At 50.3% G+C, this 16,113-nt stretch carries 14 protein-coding genes and 2 pseudogenes; 8 read left to right on the forward strand and 8 right to left on the reverse strand.

The window, feature by feature from the left end; all coding sequences use genetic code 11:
• From BOW51_RS11090 to dnaA, 4 genes and pseudogenes are all read right to left on the reverse strand, one after another.
• Positions 1-164, reverse strand: a pseudogene (locus tag BOW51_RS11090) (ATP-binding protein); the annotation flags it as partial.
• A gap of 117 nt (positions 165-281) precedes the next feature.
• Positions 282-1,337 carry a DNA replication/repair protein RecF gene (recF, locus tag BOW51_RS04795; protein WP_078476692.1) on the reverse strand — a complete coding sequence of 352 codons (1,056 nt, stop codon included), beginning with the start codon at positions 1,335-1,337 and terminating at the stop codon, positions 282-284.
• Positions 1,338-1,402: 65 nt separating this feature from the next.
• A complete protein-coding gene (dnaN, locus tag BOW51_RS04800; RefSeq protein ID WP_078476693.1) occupies positions 1,403-2,506 on the reverse strand; it encodes a DNA polymerase III subunit beta in 1,104 nt (367 codons plus the stop codon).
• A 222-nt stretch (positions 2,507-2,728) separates the two neighbouring features.
• Positions 2,729-4,087 (reverse strand): chromosomal replication initiator protein DnaA, encoded by a 1,359-nt coding sequence (gene dnaA, locus BOW51_RS04805; RefSeq protein WP_078476694.1) that lies wholly within the window; start codon positions 4,085-4,087, stop codon positions 2,729-2,731.
• 631 nt (positions 4,088-4,718) lie between these two features.
• On the opposite strand from dnaA, the gene rpmH reads away from it, so the two are divergent.
• From rpmH to BOW51_RS04840, 7 genes and pseudogenes are all read left to right on the forward strand, one after another.
• A complete protein-coding gene (gene rpmH / locus BOW51_RS04810) occupies positions 4,719-4,853 on the forward strand; it encodes a 50S ribosomal protein L34 (protein WP_043116252.1) in 135 nt (44 codons plus the stop codon).
• Between the two features lie 67 nt (positions 4,854-4,920).
• Positions 4,921-5,313, forward strand: coding sequence for a ribonuclease P protein component (rnpA, locus tag BOW51_RS04815; RefSeq protein ID WP_245828505.1), 393 nt, complete (start codon positions 4,921-4,923; stop codon positions 5,311-5,313).
• Positions 5,310-6,965 (forward strand): membrane protein insertase YidC, encoded by a 1,656-nt coding sequence (gene yidC / locus BOW51_RS04820; protein ID WP_306341487.1) that lies wholly within the window; start codon positions 5,310-5,312, stop codon positions 6,963-6,965. Before rnpA ends, yidC begins: the two co-directional genes overlap by 4 nt.
• Positions 6,966-7,191: 226 nt before the next feature.
• Positions 7,192-7,920, forward strand: coding sequence for a ferredoxin--NADP reductase (locus tag BOW51_RS04825; RefSeq protein ID WP_078476695.1), 729 nt, complete (start codon positions 7,192-7,194; stop codon positions 7,918-7,920).
• A 2-nt stretch (positions 7,921-7,922) separates the two neighbouring features.
• Positions 7,923-9,176, forward strand: a pseudogene (gene mnmE / locus BOW51_RS04830) (tRNA uridine-5-carboxymethylaminomethyl(34) synthesis GTPase MnmE); the annotation flags it as partial.
• Between the two features lie 21 nt (positions 9,177-9,197).
• Positions 9,198-10,349 carry a radical SAM family heme chaperone HemW gene (gene hemW, locus BOW51_RS04835; protein WP_245828508.1) on the forward strand — a complete coding sequence of 384 codons (1,152 nt, stop codon included), beginning with the start codon at positions 9,198-9,200 and terminating at the stop codon, positions 10,347-10,349.
• 143 nt (positions 10,350-10,492) lie between these two features.
• Positions 10,493-11,080, forward strand: coding sequence for an invasion associated locus B family protein (locus tag BOW51_RS04840; protein ID WP_078476698.1), 588 nt, complete (start codon positions 10,493-10,495; stop codon positions 11,078-11,080).
• A 47-nt stretch (positions 11,081-11,127) separates the two neighbouring features.
• Here BOW51_RS04840 and BOW51_RS04845 read toward each other — a convergent pair whose 3' ends face one another.
• On the reverse strand, positions 11,128-11,439 hold the full coding sequence (locus BOW51_RS04845) for a secondary thiamine-phosphate synthase enzyme YjbQ (RefSeq protein ID WP_306341488.1): 312 nt from the start codon (positions 11,437-11,439) through the stop codon (positions 11,128-11,130).
• Positions 11,440-11,620: 181 nt separating this feature from the next.
• Between BOW51_RS04845 and recG the strand changes: the two genes are divergently transcribed.
• On the forward strand, positions 11,621-13,702 hold the full coding sequence (gene recG / locus BOW51_RS04850; protein WP_078476699.1) for an ATP-dependent DNA helicase RecG: 2,082 nt from the start codon (positions 11,621-11,623) through the stop codon (positions 13,700-13,702).
• A gap of 30 nt (positions 13,703-13,732) precedes the next feature.
• On the opposite strand, the gene djlA is transcribed toward recG, so the two are convergent.
• The 3 genes from djlA to argH all read right to left on the reverse strand — a co-directional run.
• A complete protein-coding gene (gene djlA / locus BOW51_RS04855; RefSeq protein WP_078476700.1) occupies positions 13,733-14,566 on the reverse strand; it encodes a co-chaperone DjlA in 834 nt (277 codons plus the stop codon).
• The gene (locus BOW51_RS04860; RefSeq protein WP_078476701.1) at positions 14,563-14,931 is read right to left on the reverse strand and encodes a nucleotide pyrophosphohydrolase; all 369 of its coding nucleotides are present in this window, start codon (positions 14,929-14,931) and stop codon (positions 14,563-14,565) included. Before BOW51_RS04860 ends, djlA begins: the two co-directional genes overlap by 4 nt.
• Positions 14,932-14,933: 2 nt before the next feature.
• A partial coding sequence (argH, locus tag BOW51_RS04865; protein ID WP_078476704.1) for an argininosuccinate lyase occupies positions 14,934-16,113 on the reverse strand: 1,180 nt, incomplete at its 5' end.

The raw sequence follows: 16,113 nt of genomic DNA on the forward strand, positions 1-16,113 counted from the left end.
CAGTGTCCTGCTAGAGCCTCGTCGATTGCGTTATCAACAACCTCGAAAACCATGTGATGTAAACCAGTACCATCATCCGTGTCACCGATATACATACCCGGACGCTTGCGGACAGCATCCAGACCCTTAAGTACTTTTATCGATGAAGAATTGTATTCACTCATTCATTAAACTCCTGATGTGGCTTCGAAGTATACCGTAAATCAGCAAGATACGCTCGCCTCACATAGGATACAACAGGCTACACTTGCTACCTTACAGATGCTGTCGCCCAGGTTCAGTTAACTTGCTCCCAAACTTCCATGTTCCACGTGAAACAATGTTGATGTGTATTCCTCAAGTTCCTTAATGGGGTGCACACTTGTAATGATTTTCTGAGCATTAACATCGTCAAGAAAGGCAACTAACGATTGTAAGTGTTTACTATCAAGTTCACTGGGTATGTCATCAATCAACAGAACAGGCCTTTTCTGTGTAACTGATGAGATGTAGACAACCTGTGCAACGATCAGGGCTATCGCCACTACCTTCTGTTGACCACGTGACAGGGTATCTTTGATACTGCGGTTGTTAATACTGATTTTCAGTTCACATCGATGTGGTCCAACTGATGTAAAACCACGTTCCTGGTCCAAAGAAAGCTTGTCATTCAGCGCCTCAGTCAATAGTAAGCATTTACTATCCCAACCAGGTGCATAGGCTAGCCGTACTTTCTTCTCCCCCATAAGCTGTTCAACAACGGTTTGGAACTGTTGATTGATCTTCTCGATAAATGAGTCACGCATCGATGTAATGATTGCAGCACTTTCTGTAAGTTGCTGATCCCAATGTCGTGCTGAATTGTCTCTCATCTTAAGTGCTGCATTTCTTTGCTTGAGAATTCTGTTATAGAGTTGGATCTGTTTCCAGTAACTGTGTTCCACGTGGAACAATCCCCAATCAAGAAATCGTCTTCGAATATCTGGAACGCCTTCGAGTAGTTGATGGCTGTTTGGCGTAATGGCAAATACAGGGAGATGTTCAGCAATATCGGACAATCTTGTGACGGGTTGTTGATTAAAGCGTGCCACAACCTGCGAACTGCTCTTTCTCATGCCGATGAGTTTGCTGTCTTCAGTTCTTGCGGTTATTTCAAAAAAAGGCTGCTGGCGTCTAATCTGGTGTCTAACATCGGACGATCTGAAAGAACGACCACGAGATAAAACATAAATAGCCTCAAGAATGCTTGTTTTACCTGCGCCATTGGGGCCGGTTATCTGGTTAAACCCTGGTGATAATTTCAGTTCAAAAGATTCAATATTTCTGAAATCTTTAATTGTCAGGATGTCGAGAGACATAATCTGGGAGCGAGGAAATAAAAGAGGCAGAGCGCCCCTTTTAAAGATTGCTATTAAATTCCTTTCTAGAGTCGCATTGGCATAACAACGTAGCGACTCTCCTCGGAACCTTCGGGCGTGACGATGCAAGAACTATTCGGATCAGTCAGCGTCATAACGACATTTTCAGTATCGATTACGCCCAGAACATCAAGCAGGTAGCCTACGTTAAAACCAATAGACATCTCCTCTTTGGAGTAATCGACAACAATCTCTTCCTCAGCCTGTTCCTGTTCCGGGTTATTTGCCGTGAGATGAATCAGGTTTTCAGAGAGCGAAAAGCGGATTCCACGATACTTTTCATTTGAGAGGATAGATGCTCTTTGCAGTACCTGTTTCATCAAGTCACGTTCTATTGTCAGTACCTTGTCGCCCTGGGGTGGAATAACACGTTCGTAGTCAGGAAAACGTCCATCAATCAGCTTGGATGTGAAAGTTGTAGAACCACGCACAAAACGAATATGGTTTTGACTTAATTCGACAGTAACTGGTGATTCACTGTCTGAGAGAAAGCGGTGCAGTTCGAGTGCCGCTTTTCTGGGCAGGATAATTTTTTTCTCTTCTTCGAATCCTGTCTCGACTTCTGCATCACTGAGTGCAAGTCGGTGTCCATCCGTTGCAACAGCACGTACACGATTGGCGCTGATCTCAATTAACATGCCATTGAGGTAGTAGCGCACATCTTGCTGGGCCATTGCAAAACCGGTCTTATCAATCAGGTGTTTAAGTTGTCGCTCCTGAATATCAAATTTTGTATCTGCTGCCGCAATTTCAATCGATGGGTATTCAGTTGCAGATAGCACACCCAGGGCATAGCGTCCGCGACCTGATCTGAGTGTGGCTCTGTCCTTGTTATCTATGCTCAGGGATATCTTTGACTCATCCGGTAAAGCTTTACAAATATCGAGCAGTTTTCTTGCAGGCAGCGTAAATTCAAACTCTTCATCACATCCGCAAAGGGTAACAGTACGCATCTCAACTTCGAGATCCGTTGCTGTGAGTGCCATCCGATCCTTTTGGCATTGAATCAGTACATTCGCGAGAATGGGAAGAGTTTGACGTCTTTCAACAACGCCGTTTATTTGAAGCAGTGGCTCCAAAAGTGATTCCCTGGATATCTTTATTTTCATTGCTCTTAATTATCCTTTAAAGAATATATAAGAAACTTATTGTTATTATTAAGGGCATGGGCACCTGTTGATAACAATAGTTCATTCTTTTTATTTCAAATACTTACGACTATTTATCGGCTCCTCAAGATGATGTTTTACCACCTTGAAATCATGTTCATGAATTGTGGATAACTTTCATGCACTGCTACACACAGCTTTATTACAGAAGTTATCCACAACTTAATGTGACAGGATTCTCAGGAGCGCCTGGTAATCCTCGTCAAATTTTGTATCGGTCTCACGCAACTCTGTCACCTTGCGCGTGGCATAAAGTACGGTCGTATGATCACGACCACCAAATCGCTCACCAATCTCCGGAAGGCTGTGATTGGTCAGTTCCTTGGCCAACGCCATCGCGATCTGCCGCGGGCGCGTGACAGTGCGTGTGCGCTTGGATGAGAGCATGTCTGAAGCACGTGTCTTGAAATATTCAGTGACAGTCTTCTGGATATTCTCTATCGATACCATCTTTGCTTGCGCAGCGATCATGTCACGCAACGCAACCTTGGCGAAATCTACACTCAATGACTGCCCTGTAAGGTGTGCATTTGCCATAATTCTGCGCAGTGCACCTTCGAGTTCACGTATGTTGGAACGTGCTTGTCCGCCGACAAAAAATGCGACGTCATCAGGCAGTTCAATATTAAAAAGTTTGAGAGACTTGCTTTTAAGAATCGCCACCCTTGTTTCAAGATCAGCGGGTTCGATAGCAACTGCCAGGCCCCAACCAAATCTCGATTTTAGACGCTCTTCGAGGCCGTTCACCTCTTTTGGGTACCGATCACTAGTTAATATAATCTGTTGCTGTGATTCAAACAGGGCGTTGAAGGTATGAAAAAACTCCTCTTGCGAACGCTCTTTGCCTGCAAAAAACTGAACATCGTCGATCAGTAGAGCATTGACAGTACGGTACTTCTGTTTGAACTGGTCAATCTTGTTGTGCTGCAGGGCACGCACCATTTCGGCAACAAAACCCTCAGAGTGCAGGTAGACAACCTTGGCTTGCGGGTTTTTGTTGATGATGAGGTTTCCTACGGCATGCATCAGGTGCGTTTTTCCCAGTCCAACACCACCGTAAATAAACAGGGGATTATAGACAGTACCGGGATTCTCTGCGATTTGTACTGATGCAGCTCTTGCCAGCTGATTCGATTTTCCCTCGACAAAGGTGTCGAAAGTAAAATTCGGATTCAGGTTGCTACTGAGACCGGTTGCAGCAGGCTTGCGAATAGAGAAAGGGTCGTTGCCAGATTTGGGCGCCGACTCCGGTGAGCCAGCAGGCTGGATCTGTGGAGCCTGATCGACACTACCAATTTCAAGGCGTATTTCGGGAGCACTGTCGTCCCAGACCTGGCTGGATAGCTCGGTCAAACGCGTCAGGTAGTTCTTCTGTACCCAGTCGAGGACAAAGGCGTTTGGTGCAAGCAGGCGCACGAGTCCATCCTCTTCAACACTTTGAAGTGGACGAATCCAGGTATTGTATTGCTGTACCGGTATTTCAGTTTCCAGCGTATGAAGACAGCGTTGCCAGTTACTCACCCTTGGTTCCGATTATTTGTCATGGTTATCGCTATTGTGTTTATGCATCACAGAAAGTGTGATGTTGGATTTTCTAAGTCTAACCCTCTTTATCAAAGTTATCCACAGGCACTTGAATATTGTTCGTAAAATAAAACACAGAATTCAATATTGATTGTTAAATCAATATCTTATTGTGTATGTGAGTAGTTACTATACAATCTTGTACTGCATTTTGAATTGGAATATCACTGTAGGCTATGCGGGTTAGCCATTTCAAAACTTAACTTAAACCGTGATTATGCTTTATTGCATTACAACCAGGTGCTGATATCGATAGTCATGCTTTGAAAATGGCGTAGCATCTCACTTGTTAATGGCACCCTTACTATAAGTGAGTGCTTACATAAGGTTTCTGCTATGGCAGGCAGCATGTTCTTGTCATGAGCTGAACAACAGTTTGTAAATTATCCCTGTTTTCGGCCTGCAGGGCCTCCAGAGATACGTCAATTCAGAGAATAATTCTATAGTGAGTAATTACTGACAAATGACTGTTTTTACAGCCTTTCAGATGAGATTATGATTGACAATCGGGGCACCAGCGCTTATTCTACGCGCCCTTTTTAAGATCCTTGGCCAAAGGTGTACAGACATGAAAAGAACTTTCCAACCAAGCCGCATCAAGCGCGCACGTACGCACGGTTTCCGTGCACGTATGGCAACTAAAGGTGGCCGCAAGGTTATCAATGCACGACGCGCAAAAGGTCGTGCTCGCCTGGCGGGCTAAGGGGCTCCTGATCAAGTCTGGATGAATAAGAGTCCATGACTTGGTCAGAGACTCCTTTTCATCCTCATTGACAATAAAGCCTTTCCGGCGAACGCAGCGTCTTCTCACTGCCGCCGACTACCAGCGGGTTTTTAAAAAACCACTACGTTCTGTCGACAACAGCTTCATGGTTTTGGCACGTAAGAATAATAGTGGTTGCGCTCGCCTCGGCCTCGCAATTGCTAAAAAGCAGTTGACGCGAGCTGTCGATCGTAACCGTGTCAAAAGAGTCGTACGAGAGAGCTTTCGTCAACAGGGTGAGCTTCTGCAGGGATACGATTTTATCGTTCTCGCCAGAAGGGATACGCAACAGCATAATAATGATAAGCTCACCGCTTCTCTTGAGCGGCACTGGCGCAAATTAACGCAGCCTGCCTCCAATCAATCAGACAAGATAAATACGGATCACCAAAGATCATGATGGATTCAATGCGACCGATACTTTTCGTTGCCCTGGCATTTATTTGCCTGATGCTATACCAGGCATGGCAGGCAGACAACGGCCCCAAACCGGTAGAGACCAGCATGCCGGAAGCCGGAACCTCTACCGTGAGCGGTTCACCGGTTCCGGGTGCAACGACCACTACACCCGTAGAAGCTACCATGTCAGATATTCCTGTTCCTGCCGGTCCGGCAACGCAGGTTGAAGCAGGCACATCGATCGTTCGTGTAAAAACAGATGTGCTCGATATCGCGATCGACACACGTGGCGGAAGTATTGTTGATACAGCACTTCCTACATATCCGGTTTCACTCGATACGCCGGATAAGAAAGTACACCTGCTGACCAGGGATGAGAATCGCTACTTTGTTTCCCAGTCAGGCCTGATGGGCACAACACCGGAAACAGCACCCGGGCATGAAGCTGTCTACACAAGTGAGCAGGCTCTTTACGCACTGGGTAATGACGATGAAATCAAGGTCATTCTGAAATGGAGCGGCGCTGACGGCGTTTCGGTTAACAAGGTCTTTACTTTCAAGCGTGGCAGTTTTGCAATCGAGGTAGAACACCAGGTGACCAACGCCGGTTCTGCTTCCTGGGCCGCACGCGATTATCAGCAGATGATTCGCGCTGAGTATGAACAGAAGCAGTCAGCATTTATGTACACCTACATGGGTGGTGCTTATTACACGCCGGAAGACAAGTTCAGCAAGTTTGATTACGATGACATGAAAGACACTAATCTTTCCATCGATTCGCAGGCGGGCTGGTTTGCCATGCTGCAGCACTACTTTGTCGGCTCATGGGTTCCGGCAACAGATCAGCAGAATCATTTCTATAGCAAGGTTCTCGAGCGCAACCGTTTCATGCTTGGCAGTTACGGTCCCGCTGTAACAGTACAACCGGGAACAAACCACACGTTTGCATCCAATTTCTATATCGGACCCAAGTTGCAGAAGGAACTCGAGGCACTGAACCCGAATCTTGAACTCGTACGTGACTATGGCTGGCTGGCAGTTATCGCCAAGCCGATGTACTGGGTACTGCAAAAGATTAATGATTATGTCGGAAACTGGGGCTGGTCAATTATCATTTTCACGATCCTGCTGAAACTGGTTTTTTACAAGCTCTCTGAAACCAGCTACAAGTCGATGGCAAGGATGCGCAAATTTACACCGCGTATCCAGGCGCTCAAGGATCGTTACGGCGATGACAAGCAGCGTCTGCAAGCGGCGATGATGGAGATCTATAAAAAAGAGAAGATCAATCCAATGGGCGGCTGTCTGCCAATGCTGGTACAGATTCCGTTCTTTATCGCTCTCTACTGGGTCCTGCTGGAGTCGGTCGAACTGCGCCAGGCGCCCTGGATCTTCTGGATCAAGGATCTTTCACTTCAGGATCCTTTCTACGTTCTGCCTGCAGTCATGGGTATATCAATGTTCATTCAGCAGAAGCTGAATCCGGCACCGCCTGATCCAATGCAGGCGAAGATCATGCAGATGTTGCCGATCGTGTTTACCATCTTCTTCATCTTCTTCCCCGCGGGACTGGTTCTCTACTGGGTGATGAACAACATTCTGTCGATCTCGCAGCAATACGTGATTACCAAGAGCATCGAAGCGAAAGACTAGGCATCACAACACAAGAATCCGTCTACTGCGCTGTTTGTCATCGCAGTAGGCGGATTTTTTTATGCGGCCTGAAAAACTGATTGAGCCTGTCAATGAAGCACCCTTTAATCAAGCGCCGAACCGGTTTGAAACCAGCTTTAACAGATTGCATCAAGATCACCATGGTTGATTATTTCCCCTCTATGGCCCAGATTCATAAGGAGACGATCATCATCATGGAGCAAGCATGGCTAACTGGCAGACAGCAACAATCCTCGACAGGAAAGTATGGAATGACGGGCTATTCAGCCTGACTTTTGACATTGAGCTGGAGCCGTTCAAAGCAGGCCAGTTCATCAAGGTTGGTTTGCAGGTTGGTGATGAACGTATCGAGCGCCCCTATTCACTGGTCAACAGTGAAGACCAGCCATATGCCGAGATACTCTTCAATGAGATCGAAGGCGGTCCCCTGACAAGCAGGCTGGCGCAGCTGGATAAAGGTGAGCAGTTGCTGGCAACCACTGATGCGCATGGCTTCCTGGTTCTTGACGAGGTCCCGGATATCCCCCACCTGTGGATGATCGCAACGGGGACAGGTATTGGCCCATTCATTTCCATGCTCAACTCAGCCCAAAGTCAACGCTTTGAACGCATTGTCATCATTCACGGCGCCACGCATGAAAAGAGCCTTGCTTACCGGAGCCAGCTTGAGGGGCTGGAACATATCGACCAGCGCATCACTTACCTGCCGGTTATCAGCAGGGAGAAAACCGATGGGCAAATGGAGGGACGCATCACGGATAACCTCTCATCGGGAGAAGTTGAAAAACGTGCAAACCTGGAACTGAATGCGGAAAAGAGCCATGTGCTTTTGTGTGGCAACATCGACATGATCCGCGATGTGCAGGCGTTGCTTGCGGAACGTGACATGAAAAAGCACAAACGTTTCGAACCAGGGCATATCTCGATGGCGTAACAATTGCAAATGCACTCCTTGGCGGACTGCCAGAACCGAGAAAAGCGGTTTACCGTCGCTTCAGGGATGATGAGGGCGAACCGATCGATGAAGGTATCGTTATCTATTTTCCTGCCCCGGCTTCATTTACCGGTGAAGAGGTGCTGGAGCTGCAGGGTCACGGTAGCCCGGTGATTATGGATATGCTGCTTGAGAGACTGGTTGGGCTTGGCGCACGTCTCGCGCGTCCGGGCGAATTTTCCGAGCGAGCCTTTCTGAATGACAGGCTCGACCTTGCACAGGCGGAAGCAATTGCCGATCTCATAGACGCCGGTTCACAGACAGCAGCACGCATGGCGGGTCGTTCCCTGCAGGGTGTTTTTTCACAGGAGATCGATGCGCTTGTCGACAAGCTGATTCATCTGCGCGTTTATGTCGAAGCAGCAATCGATTTTCCCGAAGAGGAGATCGACTTTCTCTCGGACGGTAAGGTCGAGGCTGATCTGAATGGCATTCTTACCCACATCGACAAGGTGCAGAAGAGCGCAAAAACAGGCGTGTTGTTACGTGATGGGATGCAGCTTGTGATTGCCGGCCGTCCCAATGCAGGAAAATCGAGCCTGCTGAATGCATTGTGTGGACGCCAGAGTGCGATTGTTACTGATATTCCCGGCACCACGCGAGACCTGCTACGTGAACAGATACAGCTCGACGGCATGCCGATACATCTGGTTGATACCGCCGGTCTGCGTGACAGCGAGTGCGTCGTTGAACAGGAAGGAATCCGGCGCGCACGCGAGGAGATCGACCGCGCCGACATGATCTTGTGGGTCTATGATGCTGCAAGCGGTATAGAGCAGGACAGCACAGACCTTGCCTCTCTGCCAGCATCAATACCTGTTACCTGCGTATGTAACAAAATCGATCAGAGCGGTATTGAAGCGGGGCTGGATGAGTTAGGTGAGCGGGTCACTGTACGCCTCTCGGCCAAGTCGGGAGATGGCATTGATCAACTGCGTGAGTTGCTGCAGAAATCCATGGATTATGCGGGCGAAGAGTCGGGAGAATTTATTGCCCGTCGCCGCCATCTCGATGCTTTGCGGCGAGCAAGGAATTCCAGCGCGAATGCACATCACATATTGACCGAAAGCCGCGGTGGAGAGCTGGTTGCAGAAGAGTTGCGCCAGGCACAGAATGCACTTTCCGAAATAACCGGCACCTTTACTTCAGATGAGTTGCTTGGAGAGATTTTCTCCAGCTTCTGTATCGGAAAATAGAGAATCACCAGGCACATGGCCTTGCTGCAAGCTGACACGATCCCCCTGTCACTCTATATTCATATGCCATGGTGTGTACGCAAGTGTCCCTACTGTGATTTCAACTCGCATGCTGCCGGCAATATCGAGGAAGAGGCGTATATTGATGCCCTGTTGCAGGATTTTGACGGTGAGCTTGAGTTACCCGGTGTGCGTAACAGGGGGATAACCAGCATCTTCATCGGCGGCGGTACGCCGAGCCTCTTCTCGGCAGATGCCATAAAACGACTCTTGTCAGGGATTGCACAAAGAGCGGTATGCGGGGCAGCAGAGGTTACCCTGGAAGCGAACCCGGGAAGTGCCGACAGTAGTAAATTTGCAGGTTATCGTGAAGCTGGCGTCAACCGTCTCTCTATTGGAATACAGAGTTTTGACGATGCGAAACTGGCAGTGTTAGGACGAATACATAACCGTGAAACTGCCATGCAGGCAATAGAGAAGGCAAGAATCGCCGGTTTCGACAACCTTAATCTAGACCTGATGTATGGATTACCGGAACAATCTGAAGACGAGGCGATGCTTGACCTTCAGCAGGCTATCTCGTTTCAGCCCGAGCATCTCTCCTGGTACCAGTTGACCCTTGAACCGAATACACCATTTCACCATTCGCCACCAGCGGGCCTTGCAGATAATGACCAGCTGGCCGATCTCTCCGCAAGGGGTATTGAGCAACTGCAGCAGGCCGGTTACAGCCAGTACGAGGTTTCAGCCTATGCTCAACCAGGCAAAGCCTGTCGGCATAACCTCAACTACTGGCAGTTTGGCGATTATCTTGGTATTGGTGCAGGTGCTCACGCGAAGATAACACTAAAAGATGGCACGATTGTCAGGCGGCACAAGCAGCGTCATCCGCAGCGTTACCTGGCCTCTGTAACAGCCGCTGACGCACTCTCATCAAGCCGCGTGCTGACGGAAGACGATCTGCGCCTGGAATTCATGATGAGTGCATTGCGCCTGAATGCCGGGTTCAGGCAACAGGATTATGAACTGAGAACCGGCCTTGCCTTCTCATCAATCGAAGAGACGCTGGGTGAACAGGTGAAAAAGGGCTTGCTGGAGAGAAGCGGCGATTCATGGCGCGCATCAGAAAGTGGTCGCCTGCACCTCGACAGCCTGCTACTCGATTTTTCATAACCAGGAAAATGCTGCTGACATCCTAATAGTGGTATTATTCAAGGCTGTTAAATACGATTTTTCAGGATATTCGCGGAACCATATGATCGAATTGGATTCCAATTACCTGATGTAAAGAGTCGAAAAATATACCAGGAGAAGTAATGAACAAACGATTTCTAGTCGCAGCAGCGGCACTGCTGATGAGCACCACGATGGTAACAGCGCATGAGCAAGCGGCAAAGCCGGCGACGGAAGCAGCTGCAGCAGCCCCCGCAGCTCAACAGGCCCCAAAACGAAAGCCTTCCACCAATCCGGAAAATGGAAAGAAGTATGGCGACTGGCTCAAGGAGTGCGAGTTCTTTGTTGAAGCAGACAAAGACGTCGAAATTTGCCAACTCGTACAGCCCCTGGTCGATGAGAAAAGCAAGAAAGTCTTGCTAAAGACAGTAATCGGTTATGTGCCGAACCAGAAAGAGGCTGTTCTTGCCGTCTTCCTGCCGCTTGGTATCTTCCTGCCGCCGGGCGTTCAGATGCGAGTTGATGGTCAGGGCAAGGTCGCCATTATTCCGGTCAATATCTGTCTTCCCGCAGGCTGCCAGGCAGGCTCTGACCTTGATGCCGAATTTACCGGGCGCCTCAAGAATGGCAACAAGCTCCTCATGGTATTTGCGAACCATGCTGGTAAGCCCGTCACAGTGGAGTTGTCATTGAAAGGTATGACAGCCGGACTGGACAGCTTTAAAAAGTAAATTGTCTGTTGCCGGGCAGGCATCATCAGCCGGCCCGGTTCCAATTCTCACTCACCCATAACAGTGACAGACAGCTTGCGCTGGTGTCCCCTGTGCCGGTGTTCCCACAAGTAGATTCCCGGCCAGGTACCAAGATCCAGAGAGCCATTTGTAACCGGCATGGTGAGATCCATCTTGGTCAGGATAGATCGAATGTGTGCGGGCATGTCATCCACACCCTCGTCAATATGTTCAAACAGGGGATCCCCATCTGGCACAAGCCGACTGAAAAAACGCTCAAGGTCAGAGCGTACATCAGGGTCTGCATTCTCGCATAGCATCAGTGAAGCACTGGTGTGATAGATAAAGAGGTGACACACGCCGACAGTGATATTGGACGATCTAACTCAGTGAGTTGACCTCTCGGGTAATATCAATCGTCCCGCGTCCTTGTGTCTGCAAACTGAACTGTTGCTGAAAAATCATATGGGTTTCATCTCGCTCTGCGCAGGGTTACACTCGGTTACCATTATGGTACCCGTAAACAATTGATCCAAACAAATGCAAGCTCTCGATAAACAACCTGTCACAACTCTCAAGGGCGTTGGCCCAAGAAGTGCAGAACGGCTTGCATCCATTGGCATAGAAACAGTGGAAGATGTTCTCTTTCATTTGCCGCTTCGCTACCAGGACAGAACCCGCGTAACACCGATCGGCAGCGGACGACATGGTGATCACCTGGTGATTAATGCGCGTGTCGACAAGGCGCAAGTTCACTATGGGCGCAGACGTTCATTGCTGGTCCAGGTGAGTGATGGCACCGGCAGGATGCTGCTGCGCTTTTTCCATTTTTCCAACAGTCAGAAAAACGGTTTTTCAAAGGGCGTGCGTATCAGCTGTTTTGGTGAAGTGCGGCGAGGCCCGAACTCACTCGAACTGATTCATCCGGAGTACCGCTTACTTTCTGAGGATCACGAATTCGAAGTCGAGGAGAGCCTGACCCCGATTTATGCGACAACTGAAGGCATGCAACAGCAGAGCTGGCGTGACCTGACTGACAAGGCACTCGCTTTAATGGATGCCGGCGGAGCCCTGCGTGAATTGCTGCCAGAGTCTTTGCTGCCGGCAACAACAGCTATTTCGCTTGCCGATGCGATACACACCCTGCACCGCCCACCGCCGCATACGGCTGTCAGGCAGATTGAGGCCGGAGAGCATCCGGCACAACAACGTTTGGTGTGCGAGGAGTTGATCGGACACCAGCTGAGCCTGCTGAAGCTGCGTCAGCAACAGAAATCACAAAATTCCTTCCGTATCAGCCATGCCGGAAAACTGGCTGCCGGTCTCTACCATCAGATTCCGTTTCAGTTAACTTCTGCCCAGCAAAGGGTACTGCAGGAGATCGACACTGACCTGCAACAGAAACACCCGATGCAGAGGCTGATACAAGGTGATGTTGGTTCGGGCAAAACCATCGTTGCGGCATTCGCTGCGCTGCAGGCGATTGAGGCGGGTTACCAGGTTGCGGTGATGGCACCAACCGAGCTGCTTGCCGAACAGCATCGCAAGAACTTTGAAACCTGGCTACAGCCACTTGGCATACAACAGGCGTGGTTGACGAGCCGCCTGAAAGGCAAGAAGCGCGAGGCGGTGTTGGAACAGGTCATTTCAGGTGAAGCACAAATTGTTATTGGCACTCACGCACTGTTCCAGAAAGATGTCATATTCAAGAGGCTGGCACTGGTAATTGTTGATGAACAGCACCGTTTCGGCGTGCATCAGCGTCTTGCTCTCAGGGAAAAAGGCAACAGCGGTGGCAAAGTACCACACCAGCTCATCATGACGGCCACACCGATTCCGAGAACGCTTGCTATGACTGCCTACGCTGATCTCGACCTGTCGGTGATCGATGAACTGCCACCAGGAAGAAGCCCGGTTAAAACCGTCCTCGTATCTGACCAGCGGCGAGACGAGATTATTGACCGGGTTGCACTGGCTTGCAGTCGTGGACGCCAGGCGTACTGGGTTTGCACCTTGATCGAGGAGTCCGAATCCCTGCAAGCACAGGCAGCGGAAGAGACTGCCAACCAGCTCAGTGAGGAGCTTGAAGGTATTCGTGTCGGTTTGGTTCATGGCCGTCTCAAGGCTGAACAGAAGGAGCTTGTCATGTCAGCATTCAAGGCTGGCGAGATCGATCTGCTTGTTGCAACAACTGTCATCGAGGTTGGAGTCGATGTGCCTAATGCGAGCCTGATGATTATCGAAAATCCGGAACGCCTCGGGCTTGCCCAGCTGCACCAGCTGCGCGGACGCGTCGGCCGCGGTGAGCAGCAGAGCCATTGTGCGCTCTTGTATAAGTCGCCTCTCGGTGAAACCGCAAAACAGCGTCTTGCCGTGATGCGTGATACTACAGATGGTTTCGAAATTGCACGCAAGGACCTCGAGATCCGAGGTCCAGGCGAGGTGTTGGGAACCCGTCAGACAGGCGAAATGGAATTCCGGGTTGCAGATGTCGTCAGGGATCAGAAACTATTACCGCAGGTACAGCAGATGGCCCAGCAAATACTCGACAAGCATCCGCAAGCGGCCGAGGCACTGATAGCGCGTTGGGTAGGGCATCGCGAGAAATATGGCGCGGTCTAGGTGTCTGTTGCTCTTCGCAGATGCAACAGATTAATGCAGTGTAGAGCGGCTGCTCTTGACCAGTTCGTACGCCTGCTTGATCTGGTGGGTCTTTTCGGTGGCTATACGCATCATCTCTTCGGGCAGTCCCTTGGAGACCAGTTTATCAGGATGATGCTGGCTCAGCAGTCGGCGATAGGCTTTTTTTACCTCGCTGTCAGTCGCTGATTTGTCCACACCCAGAATCTTGTACGCATCTGGGAGTTGAAGAGAACCCGTTGCTTTTCTTTCCTTCCTGCCGTGACCTTGCCGTCCATGCTGCTGTTCGAATCCCCCCATTGCCTGGGTCATGTAGACGATTGCTCGATAATCCATTTCGGAAATACCGAGCATGCGACAGCTGTTCAACAGAACCTGCTCTTCCGTGGTATGCAGCACACCATCCTCGAATGCAGCCTGTACCTGAATCTCGATAAAGACGCGCATCAGGTTGCGGCGCCGTCCCAACTGCTGTTTTAGCTGCTGCAGGATTTCGTCCGGGTGGAAGCTTGCTTTCTTGCCTTCATTAAAGAGCCAGATAGCAGCCTGCCGCTGTTCACTGCTGAGCGACATATTCTGCATCACGCGCTCGGCGTAGGCGATCTCCTCTTTCGAGACACGGCCATCAGCCTTGGCCAGGTAACCCAGCATCGAGAAGGTTGCAGTGAAAAAAGCCGTTTGCGCGAGTTCGTTAGATGTATCCGCACTGGCACCCTGGCGCTGATCAAAGTCGAGGTTAACGCCCTTATCGAGCTGGTGACCGAGAGCTGCACCAAACAGTGCGCCAAGTGGGCCACCAAGCATAAAACCGAAACCGCCACCGAGTAGCTTTCCCCACCAGCTCATCGTGGATCCTCATCGTCGTATTCATCGGCGCGCCGTGCATCGCCCCTGACCTTATCAGCCGGGTAACGCGCCTCGTTAATGGCGATTTGGCGCTCGGTAGCCTCAACCAGGTTGATATCGAGACGTTCGGCGCAACGCACCAGGAAAATCAGGATGTCAGCCATCTCCATGGCGACTTCCTCGTGCTTGTCTGCATCGAGCTGATAGCTCTGCTCCTCGCTAAGCCACTGGAAGTGTTCGACCAGTTCGGCAGCTTCTGCGATCAGTGCCATGGAGAGATTTTTGGGTGAGTGAAACTGTTCCCAGTCGCGTTCCTGCGCAAAGGCTTTGAGGCGCTCATTGAGCAGATCAAGAGAATCACCCATGATCAGTTATTGCTGAGTCGCTGGCGTGCCCGTTCGACGGCTGCAAGTACCTGTTTTGGAGCAGTGCCGCCGATGTGATCACGTGCCTGTACAGACCCTTCAAGGGTCTGTACAGAAAAGACCTCATCATCGATAATGTCAGAGAATGCCTGCAGTTCGGCAAGTGAGAGATCGGAGAGGTCACACTCCTTTTCAACGCATAGTGCCACGGCCTTGCCGACAATTTCGTGTGCATCGCGGAAAGCAACGCCCTTGACGACCAGGTAGTCGGCGAGATCGGTTGCGGTAGCGAAACCCTTCATCGCGGCGTCGCGCATATTGTCAGCACGGCACTGGATCGCGGGAATCATGTCGGCAAACACCTTGAGGCTGCCCTTCAGGTTATCAACCGTATCGAAGAGGGGTTCTTTGTCCTCCTGGTTGTCCTTGTTATAGGCCAACGGCTGTCCTTTCATCAGGGTAAGCAGTGCCATCAGGTGCCCGAAGATGCGCCCGCTCTTGCCACGTACGAGTTCGGGAACGTCAGGATTTTTCTTCTGCGGCATGATGGATGAACCCGTGCAGAAGGCATCAGAGAGAGTAACAAAGGCGAACTGCGCCGACGACCAGATAATCAGCTCTTCAGAGAAACGAGACAGGTGCATCATCAGGATGCTGGCTGCGGCGGTAAATTCAATCGCAAAATCGCGATCGGAAACGGCATCGAGAGAATTCTCTGCAGGCGCATCAAAACCGAGCAGTTCAGCAGTGTGGTGGCGATCAATTGGATAAGTTGTGCCAGCCAGTGCGGCGGCACCCAGCGGCATGATGTTCATGCGTGCGCGGCAGTCAGCAAGACGTCCGGCATCACGCTGCAGCATCTCGAACCAGGCCATCATGTGGTGACCGAAAGTGACAGGCTGTGCCGTCTGCAAGTGGGTAAAGCCCGGCAGGATGGTCGCCGCCTCGCGTTCGGCAACTAGCAGCAGGGCTTCCTGTAGTCGTTTGATTTCAGCAAGCACCAGATCAATTTCGTCACGCATGTAGAGGCGAATATCGGTTGCCACCTGGTCGTTGCGCGAACGTCCGGTGTGGAGTTTTTTACCCGCGATGCCGATCGCTTCGGTCAGCGCGGCCTCGACATTCATGTGTACATCCTCGAGGGCTATAGACCATTCGAAACTACCGGCCTCGATGTTGGCA

The organism is Solemya elarraichensis gill symbiont, assembly GCF_002021095.1.
Classification (GTDB): domain Bacteria; phylum Pseudomonadota; class Gammaproteobacteria; order Chromatiales; family Chromatiaceae.